Annotated in this window: 10 protein-coding genes; 7 read left to right on the top strand and 3 right to left on the bottom strand. The window is 64.7% G+C overall.

Translation table 11 applies throughout. The features are described from left to right. The 7 genes from AC3XYG_RS24100 to AC3XYG_RS24070 form a co-directional block, all read left to right on the top strand. A partial coding sequence (locus AC3XYG_RS24100) for an ABC transporter permease (RefSeq protein WP_489142405.1) occupies positions 1 to 619 on the top strand: 619 nt, incomplete at its 5' end. Continuing rightward, positions 619 to 1590: an ABC transporter permease gene (locus AC3XYG_RS24095; protein WP_489142404.1), complete on the top strand. Its 972-nt coding sequence runs from the start codon at positions 619 to 621 to the stop codon at positions 1588 to 1590. The genes AC3XYG_RS24100 and AC3XYG_RS24095, both read left to right, overlap by 1 nt. 73 nt (positions 1591 to 1663) lie before the next feature. After that, a complete protein-coding gene (locus tag AC3XYG_RS24090; protein WP_489142403.1) occupies positions 1664 to 2671 on the top strand; it encodes a rhamnose ABC transporter substrate-binding protein in 1008 nt (335 codons plus the stop codon). A 78-nt stretch (positions 2672 to 2749) separates the two neighbouring features. Continuing rightward, positions 2750 to 3778 (top strand): LacI family DNA-binding transcriptional regulator, encoded by a 1029-nt coding sequence (locus AC3XYG_RS24085; protein ID WP_489142402.1) that lies wholly within the window; start codon positions 2750 to 2752, stop codon positions 3776 to 3778. 179 nt (positions 3779 to 3957) lie between these two features. Further along, on the top strand, positions 3958 to 5976 hold the full coding sequence (locus AC3XYG_RS24080; RefSeq protein WP_489142401.1) for a hypothetical protein: 2019 nt from the start codon (positions 3958 to 3960) through the stop codon (positions 5974 to 5976). Positions 5977 to 6088: 112 nt separating this feature from the next. Beyond that, complete coding sequence (locus AC3XYG_RS24075; protein WP_489142400.1) at positions 6089 to 6487, top strand: YciI family protein; 399 nt, start codon at positions 6089 to 6091, stop codon at positions 6485 to 6487. A gap of 15 nt (positions 6488 to 6502) precedes the next feature. Continuing rightward, positions 6503 to 6910 (top strand): GFA family protein, encoded by a 408-nt coding sequence (locus AC3XYG_RS24070; RefSeq protein WP_489142399.1) that lies wholly within the window; start codon positions 6503 to 6505, stop codon positions 6908 to 6910. 97 nt (positions 6911 to 7007) lie between these two features. Here the strand turns inward: AC3XYG_RS24070 and AC3XYG_RS24065 are convergent, their stop codons facing one another. The 3 genes from AC3XYG_RS24065 to AC3XYG_RS24055 all read right to left on the bottom strand — a co-directional run bounded on the left by AC3XYG_RS24065 (position 7008) and on the right by AC3XYG_RS24055 (position 8842). Continuing rightward, complete coding sequence (locus AC3XYG_RS24065; protein ID WP_489142398.1) at positions 7008 to 7421, bottom strand: YfbO family protein; 414 nt, start codon at positions 7419 to 7421, stop codon at positions 7008 to 7010. A 161-nt stretch (positions 7422 to 7582) separates the two neighbouring features. Beyond that, entirely contained in the window at positions 7583 to 8221 is a 639-nt protein-coding gene (locus AC3XYG_RS24060; RefSeq protein WP_489142397.1) for a hypothetical protein, read from the bottom strand. A 114-nt stretch (positions 8222 to 8335) separates the two neighbouring features. Beyond that, positions 8336 to 8842: a helix-turn-helix domain-containing protein gene (locus AC3XYG_RS24055; RefSeq protein WP_489142396.1), complete on the bottom strand. Its 507-nt coding sequence runs from the start codon at positions 8840 to 8842 to the stop codon at positions 8336 to 8338. Positions 8843 to 8924 lie beyond the last annotated feature (82 nt).

Genomic DNA, 8924 nt, shown 5'->3' with positions numbered 1-8924 from the left:
CGGCGTGCCGTCGATCGTGGTGACGCTGGGCACGCTGGCGGTGTTCCGCGGCCTCAACAGCATCGTCGCCGGCGGCAAGCAGATCAGCGCCGACCAGGTGCCGCAAGCCTGGCTGGACATGACCAGCGCGAGGCTGCTGGGCATTCCCGGCGTCGTGGTCATCGCCGTGGTGATCCTGGCTGTCGCCGGGCTGGCGCTGCGCCATCTGCCGGCCGGGCGCGAGCTCTACGCCATCGGCTCCAACCCGGACGGCGCGACGCTGATCGGCATCCGGACCCATCGGCGGGTGCTGACCAGCTTCGCGGTCGCCGGCCTGCTGGCCGGGCTGGACGGCGCGCTGTGGGCCTCGCGCTACGCCACCGTCGATGCCCGCGTCGCCATGGGCTACGAGCTGACGGTGATCGCCGCCGTGGTGGTCGGCGGCGTCGCCATCCGCGGCGGATCCGGCACCGTGCTGGGCACGCTGCTGGGAGCGCTGCTGCTGCTGGTCATCAACAACGGCCTGACCCTGGTGCGGGTCGACCCGCTGTGGCTGCAGGGCATCTACGGCCTGGTGATCCTGGCGGCGGTGGCGATCGACGCCACCATCGCCCGCCGCGGCATGAAGGCAGCAGCGTGATGCGCGACCGGCTTCGCCGTTTCGCCAGCTGGGAAACCTTCCTGGCGGCGCTGACCCTGGCGGTTATCCTCTACGCCGTGCTGGCGGTACCCAACTTCGCCACCGCTTTCAACCTGTCCCAGGCGGCGGCCGGCGTGTCGGAAAAGGCGCTGATCGTGCTGCCGATGGTGCTGCTGATCATCGCCCGCGAGATCGACCTGTCGGTCGCCAGCATCCTGGCGCTCAGCAGCGTCATCCTCGGCGTCCTGGTCCAGGCCGGGGTGCCGATGGCGGCCGCCATCCCGCTGGTGCTGCTGGCCGGTGCCGTCCTCGGCGGCTTCAACGGCGTGCTGGTCGTCCGCTTCGGCCTGCCGTCGCTGGTGGTGACCCTGGGCACCATGGCGATGTTCCGGGGCATCGGCTACATCATCCTCGGCTCCGCCTCGGTCAACATCTTCCCGGATTCCTTCACCGATTTCGGCATCGAGTCCGTGCTCGGCACACCGGTTCCCTGGACCATCGTGCCGTTCCTGGTGCTGGCGCCCATCTTCGCCGTGGTGCTGCAGCGGACCCCGGCCGGGCGGCGGATCTATGTGCTGGGCGGCAACCCGGCCACGGCCCTGTATTCCGGCATCCGGGTGGCGCGGCTGCGGCTGGGGCTGTTCGTGCTGTCCGGCCTGGTCTCGTCGCTGGCCGGCATCGTGTTCACCGCCCGGCTGGCCAATGCCCGCGCCAACAACGCGGTCGGGTTCGAGCTCGACATCATCACCGTCGCCCTGCTGGGCGGGGTCAGCGTCTTCGGCGGCCGCGGCAAGCTGACCGGCGTCCTGTGGGCCCTGGTGCTGATCGCGGTGATCCGCAACGCGCTGGGCCTCAGCCGGATCGGCGGCGACGCCCAGGGCACCATCATCGGCCTGCTGCTGATCGGCGCGCTGCTGCTGAGCAACGCCTCGAAACACATCTTCGAACGGCTTCGCCCGCGCTCCATCTGAGCCGGCCCCGCAATCGGCGCGGTGGGACGCGCCGGGACCACCCAACGACAACCCATTGGAGGAGGCACCACCCATGACATCACGGATCACCCGCCTGGCCCTGGCCGCCGCATTGCTCGGCAGCCTGGCCCCGGCCGCCGCCCTGGCGCAGGAGTGCGCCACCGGCCCGGTCACCGTCGGCTTCCTGCCGAAGCTGGACACCGACCCCTATTTCCAGGTCGCCAAGACCGGCGCGGACGAGGCGCAGAAGGAGATCGGCGGCGAGGTGGTGCAGCAGGCGCCGTCGCAGGCGACCGCCGAGGCGCAGATCGAATTCATCAACAACCTGGTGTCGCAGCAGGTGAAGGTGATCGCCATCTCCGGCAACGATGCCAATGCCGTGGCCCCGGCGCTGAAGCGGGCGATGGCGCAGGGCATCCGCGTCGTGTCCTATGATTCCGACGTCGCGCCGGCCGCCCGCACCCTGTTCCTGAACCAGGCCAAGGGCGACAGCCTGGCCGAGATGATGCTGGAGAGCATGGCCCAGCTGATCGGCGGCGAGGGCGAATTCGCCATCCTGTCCTCGACCCCGACCGCGACCAACCAGAACGCCTGGATCGACTTCATGAAGGCCCGGCTGGCCGGCGATCCGAAATTCGCCAAGATGAAGCTGGTCCAGGTCGCCTATGGCGAGGAGAGCGAGCAGGTCAACCAGCAGCAGGCGCTGGCCCTGGCGCAGGCCTTCCCGAACCTGAAGGGCATCATCGTTCCGGCCGGCATCGGCCTGCCGGCGGCGGCCCGCGCGCTGGAACAGGCCGGCATGACCGGCAAGATCAAGCTGACCGGCCTGGCCCCGGCCTCGCTGATCCGCAAGTACATCGAGAGCGGCGCCGCCCAGGACATCTGGTGGAACGTCAAGGACCTGGGCTACCTGACCTATTACGCCGCCCAGGCGCTGGCGCAGTGCAAGCTGGACGGCAAGCCGGGCAGCAGCTTCACCGCCGGCCGGCTGGGCGAGTACAAGGTCGGTGAGGGCGGCGAGGTCGTGCTCGGGCCGGCCAAGATCGTCACCCCGGCGAATGTCGGCGAATTCGCCTTCTGACCATGGCGTGTGGGAGGGCCGGGCCTCGGCTTGGCCTTCCCGCTGCCCTTCATCGATCCAACCCAGCAGAAAGCGCCGATGGCCCGCAGCCCGTCCCGGACCACCCCCGCCTCGACCATGGCCGATGTCGCGCGCCAGGCCGGCGTGTCGGTGTCGACCGTCTCGCATGTGCTGAACGGCACCCGCAAGGTCAGCCCGGACACGGTGCAGGCGGTCGAGGTTGCCATCGCCCGCACCGCCTATATCCCGAACACGCTGGCCCGGTCGCTGGCCGGGGCGACGACCCAGTCGATCGGCATCGCCCTGTCCGCGATCACCAACCATTATTTCAGCGTGGTGGTCGGCGGTATCGAGGTCGAGGCGAAGCGCCACGGGCTGATGATCTTCCTGGCCGACACCCATGACGACCCGGCGCAGGAGCTGCAGACCGTGCGCGCCCTGCACCAGCGCCGGGTCGACGGCATCGTCCTCGCCGCCTCGGCCGACCCGGAGCGCGCGGCGCTGCACTACCTCCGCACCCATGCCATCCCGACCGTGCTGATCGACCGGCTGGTCGCGCCCGATTTCGACCAGGTCGGGGTCGAGAACCGCCGGTCGACAGTCGAGCTGGTGACGCACCTGGCGTCGCATGGCCACCGCCGCATCGCTCTGGTCTCAGGCCAGCCCGGCTTGTCGACCACGCAGGAGCGCCTGGCCGGCTACAAGGCCGGGCTGAAGCAGGCGGGCTTAACCTTCGACCCGGCGCTGGTTGTAACAGGCCATTCGGCACTGGAGCCGGCGCGGCAGGCGGTGCATGGGCTGCTGGCGCGCGATCCCAGGCCCGATGCGATCGTCACCGGCAACAACCTGATGACCATCGGCGCCATGCATGCCCTGCGCGAGGCAGGGCTGAGCGTGCCCGAGAACATCGCCCTGGCCGGCTTCGACGATTTCGACTGGGCCACAGCCTTCACCCCGCGGCTGACGGTGGTGGCCCAGCCCTGCGCGGCGCTGGGCGAGACTGCCATCCAGCTGCTGATGCGCCGGCTGCAGGATCCCGCCGCCAAGCCGAAGACGATCCGCCTGGCGCCGGAGCTGCGCATCCGCGATTCCTGCGGCTGCGGCTAGCGAGGGCGCAGACCGGCAGCCATGACGGCCTGGCGCGATATGACGGACGAAACCCATCCCTACGGCATTGCAATGCTTTTGCAATAAAGGCCTGCGATCATTGGAATGGCTGCCAGTGTGTGCGGCCGGACCGGGCCCGTTGGTCCCGGCCCAGGTTTCAGGGATGAGGAAGTCGGAAGATGAACAAGTCGAGCCGGTCTGAGCCGATGGTCGAGGCGGATTCCGTTATCGGCATCGAAGAAGGGCTTGCTGCCATCGGCGACGCCCCTGACGCCGAGCACGATGCGACGTTCATGCAATTCGACGATAGCGGATCGGAGTCCGGATCGGAGACATCCATCATTGCTCCCGAGACGGCCCATATTCCCGTCTCTGGGGCGGTGATTGTATGGCTTAGGACGGTGGCCGGCGTCGTTGCCCTCGACAACAGGCCCCTGGATCTTGCTCCCAAACGCAGGCCCCCGGATTGGAATCCGATCGCATCAGACGCCGAGTACCCACAGGCGTTGACAGCCAACGCCTGGAACGGGAGCCCCGGCCGCCTGATCCGGAAATTCGACGGGAAGCCGGAGTTGGAAAGAGCCCTCGCCGAGTTGGAACTGGCTTATGGCGAGATCGATTGGCAAAAACTGCGCATGCCCAAGCCAAGCCCTTTCTCGATCAAGGCATGGCATGAAGTCAGAAACAGCGCCAATGAGGAACGCTTCAAGACCGACCGGGTTCGCGACAAAGCCCTTGCGGTGCGTGCGTTGGCGGGATCGATTCTGAAGAGCAGACAGATCGGGAAGACCACGGCCGATCAGTGCATCAATATCCGGGCGAGAGCAGACGAACTGCTGCAGTCCTGTTCCGACAGTTATCTGGGCGCCGAGATCGATACCCGGTTCGATCAGGTGTTCGGTAGAGAGCAGGAAGCCGCGGACGCACTCAACAACGAGATCCCTGATCGCGTGGCCGCTGCACTGACCGCCATTCGCGAGGTCAAGAGCGACGAGGAATGGAGCAAAGCGGGCATCCAGCAGGAAATTCGCAAGATCACGGTGGCCCTTGCGCAGGGTCAGCGTCTCCGCGACGCCGGCTTCGACATCCAGGCAGACTTGGCACAAAGCCAGAAATGGTATGGAATATTGCGCCCGTACGGCGAGCGGAAGAACCTGGGAAGCGCCAGTCCGGAGGCATTTGCCGACCAACAGCGCCGTGTGGCCGGCATGCTGGGGCGTCTGTTGCAAGAGGGCTTGAACGAATTCACCCCTCTGCCGGATACGGCAGCGGTTGCGCCTCGACCGCTTCCACGCCCGAGGCCAGCCCGACCTCAGCTGGGTGAGGCCACGGCCGCCACGCCTTCACTCTCAACGACGAATGCCGTTGATGACAAGCCCCAGGGCACGGTGAACTCGACGATGCCGTCGCTTCCGATCGTCTCTGAAGCCATCCCCTATTCAGAGGAGTTGACCAGCCAACATTGGACCCAAAACAGAGGCCGGAGCAAGCTGGCGAAGATAACAGGCAAGACCGGCATGGGGCAGGCGCTTCGGGATCTTGAGAATCTATATAAGCCTGTGCCGTGGGATAACCTCTCTCTGGTAAATCCGAAGCCGTTCGTTCTCGACGAATGGAAAAGACGGTATGAAGCTGCGATCGAAGCACTCAGGATGGCCGAGTGGTTCTATGCGCAGGCAGACCGCGTTCATACCCTGGCTTTGGAAATCAAGAAAAGCCGAATTTCTCCAAGATCTGAGAAGCTGTTATGCGACAAAATCATCGGCGAAATCGAAAAAATAAATAATTCGTTTCATAGAAAAACCACTCTCGAGACTCTCAAAAGCAGATACGAGAGAGCCATCGATTATCGCAAACACACGTTATCCAGCCTTCATTCCGAGGTGCCCGCGCTTGTCAAAAGATGCCTTGACGCGCTTCGAGAAGTCAAGACCGAGGAAGATTGGACCAAGAGCCCAGGGATACCAAAACTATCCAGAAATATTACTCAGGTAATCGGCAATGCGCAGACACTTCATAGTGCCGGGTTCACCGTGTTGGTTGACATACCGAGATGCATGCAACTCTTTGGGCAGCTGACGCCATATGCAGACAACGGAGCCCCAAGCTCGATCGATGATCGTGGATTTGACTTCCATCATAGGGCTTTGGAAAAAATATTGATCGATATGCAGCAGACGCCGATCGAAGCTCGATAATTCATCTTCTGAAAGACGGAGGCCTCGGGACAAATCCGAAAAATCGGACCAGCCCTGTCGAATTGCGGACATGGCGGCGACTATGCTGGCATGTCGGCAAGGGAGAGCTGTGATGAAGTATGTCTGCCTGGTCCATGTCGACGGCAGCGCCATGGCGGCGCTGTCGCAGGAGGAAGGGGCAAAGCTGGTCGATGAGTCGGTCGACTATGACTGGGACATCAGGCGGCACGGCCAGTTGATCCTGGCGCAGCCGCTGCAGCCGCCCGAGACCGCTGTCATCGTCCGGGTTCGCAACGGCCAGCGGTCGACCACCGACGGGCCGTTCGCCGAGACCAAGGAGTTCCTGGGCGGCTTCTTCCTGATCGAGGCCCGCGACCTGGACGAGGCCGTCGAACTGGCCGGGCGCAGCCCGATGGCCCGGATGGGCAGCATCGAGGTCAGGCCCGTGCTCGACCAGACGCACAGCGTGACCGGCGACGGCCGCCCGGAGCTTGAACCAGGCGAGGCGTGAACCCAGGAGACGGCGATGCTCAGGACCTACAGCGGCAGCTGCCATTGCGGTGCCATCAGGTTCGAGGCGGATGTGGACATCAGCGCCGGCACCGGGAAGTGCAACTGCACCATCTGCACCAAGATGCGCCTGTGGCTGGTCGAGGTCAGGCCGCACGCCTTCCGGCTGCTGGCCGGCGAGGCGGAATTGACCGACTACCGCTTCAATTCAGGCGTCGCGCACCACCAGTTCTGCCGGCATTGCGGCATCCGCGCCTTCGAATGGGTGGACCTGCCCAACATGACCGGCAGCAAATATTACAACGTCAATGTCGCCTGCCTCGACGGCGTCGACATCGACGAACTGATGGCCGCACCGGTCACCTATTATGACGGGCTCAACAACGACTGGGCGGCACGGCCCGCCGAGGTCCGGCACCTCTAGCAGGCGTTGAACAGCAGATAGCGGTTGAAGGGGGTGACCGGTGGCTTCTCCATCGTCCACCGAGACCGACCTTCGCTCCAATGAGACAATGGCCAGCCTAGTCCCACCACAATCCGATCGCGTGCATCCCCTCCGGAATGCGGAGCACTTTAAGCTCCTGGGGCTTGGTGGCGAGCCAGTGTTCGTCCGGGGCGTGCTCCGGATCCAGCCACGAAAGAACGTCAGCAGGGTCCGCTGTGATGACGACATAAACCGTGTCGGAGAAAGGCCATTCCTCTTCTCCTCCGTCATACTGCGTGACCAGCACAACAACATCCGTCACATTATCTCGATCTCGCAGCCTCTTTAAGATATCGAAAACTCGATCAGGGGAGATTGGGTTCCTAATATTGCACCAAATCGAAGCACCATCGTCATTTCCAACGAAGAATTCTTCCAACGACACCGCCGCCGATGATTCGTTTACATCCCCAATTTTTTCCAACAGGGCATCGCGTCTCAAAAGATCCATGAAATACCTTCTTAGCAGGCTGTTCAAACACCTATGCCGACCGGTGATATGTCACCCGACCGGAGCGTAAAATGAGGACTTCTTCAGCAGCCTACTAAGAGCCCGTTTCGGAACGAATTCCAAAACGGGCTCTGGGCCGGCACCGCCGCCGGCTCCTTGCCTCAGTCCAGCGAGATCATCGCAGCGCGGCGGCTGGTCATCTCGTTCAGCTGTCGGTTCTGGGCCGCCTGCTTGGCACGCTTCTGCGCATCGTGCATTTCCAGGAGATCGGCGATCCACTCTCCCGGCCGAAAGGCCTCGACCGTCGTTGGCTGCCAGTCGTCATAGTCGGCACCCGGCCGGCTGACGATCGACGTGCCGAACACCGCCACGCCGTTCGACAGCAGGTAGGCTTCGCCCCGGCTGTTTTCCCGCGGATCCAGATGCGCCGTATGCTCCCGGAAGGTCAGGCCGTAGTTGCGCCACCCGCGATAGGTGAAGCTGACGGCGAAGTCCTTCAGGTTGTCGGCCTGGAATTCGACATTGCTGTAGTCGCACGGCACCGAACTGGCGTGCCGGCCACAAGACCACGCCGCGAAACGGCGCACGGTCCAGATCACGGAGCACAACGCATCACCGATGCCGCTGGTTTCCATGAATTGCTGGGCTTCGGCAACCCTGGTGCGTTCGTCGAGGGTCCGAGCCACACAATTGTTGTGCTCTTCCAACTCGAGCTTCCGGGCTTTGTCCCGAAATTCCTCCACCAGGGATCGCCACTTTTCGAAATGTGCGTTTCCCACCGCAGCCTCCTTGTTGGCCACATCGGTAACTCTATGGTGCGACGTTTTGAACCGAATGCAAGGGCTTACGGACAGAAGCAGGACGATTTTACGGTTTCTCGCTGCAGGACTGGTGTCCGCGTCCGGCCAGACGGATCAGCCGGGATCGCCGAGATGATCCTGCAGGCGCCGGGCGGCGGCGGTGAGCAGACCCTGCGCCCGCCCCCTCTCCGCCTCGCCGGCATCGGATGCGAGGACCAGGTCGAGCCGCGCCCGCTCCCGGCCATCCCCATCACGGATCGCGGCGGTGAGACCGGTGTCAGCCACCCGTTCGGCCGAAGCCCGGTGCAGCACTGACTTTCCGGCCATGAGGCTGGCCGAGCCGCCGGTCTCATCGCGCAGCCAGTCCAGCACCGGCCGGGCCGGGCCGAACAGCCCGCCCAGCCCATGGGCGGAATAGGCGAAGCGCCCGGCGGCCGGCCCCGGCGCCAGCAGGCCGCTGATGTCGCGAACGACCAGCCCCGCCCGCTCCATCCGGCGCAGCACATCGAAGCCGGAGGACCGGGCAACCCCCGTGCCCGCGATGACATCACCGGCCGTCTGCGGCTCCCCGGACGCCAGCGCGGCCAGGATCCGCCCCAGCACGGCCACGCCGGCGGTCACGGCGTCCCCCTGAAGCGATCGATCGCGGAGCGGTTGTAGCTGTTGCCGGGATAGCTGACCCGGAAGGCCTGCGGGTTGTAGT

The organism is Inquilinus sp., assembly GCF_057815775.1.
Note: the sequence above shows the minus strand (reverse complement) of the source record. Positions and strands in the feature narration are given on the sequence as shown.

Excerpts from the sequence above, each read along its gene's own strand:
- AC3XYG_RS24095 (WP_489142404.1), top strand. The coding sequence starts at position 619 with ATGCGCGACCGGCTTCGCCGTTTCGCCAGCTGGGAAACCTTCCTGGCG.
- AC3XYG_RS24090 (WP_489142403.1), top strand. The coding sequence starts at position 1,664 with ATGACATCACGGATCACCCGCCTGGCCCTGGCCGCCGCATTGCTCGGC.
- AC3XYG_RS24085 (WP_489142402.1), top strand. The coding sequence starts at position 2,750 with ATGGCCCGCAGCCCGTCCCGGACCACCCCCGCCTCGACCATGGCCGAT.
- AC3XYG_RS24080 (WP_489142401.1), top strand. The coding sequence starts at position 3,958 with ATGAACAAGTCGAGCCGGTCTGAGCCGATGGTCGAGGCGGATTCCGTT.
- AC3XYG_RS24075 (WP_489142400.1), top strand. The coding sequence starts at position 6,089 with ATGAAGTATGTCTGCCTGGTCCATGTCGACGGCAGCGCCATGGCGGCG.
- AC3XYG_RS24070 (WP_489142399.1), top strand. The coding sequence starts at position 6,503 with ATGCTCAGGACCTACAGCGGCAGCTGCCATTGCGGTGCCATCAGGTTC.
- AC3XYG_RS24065 (WP_489142398.1), bottom strand. The coding sequence starts at position 7,421 with ATGGATCTTTTGAGACGCGATGCCCTGTTGGAAAAAATTGGGGATGTA.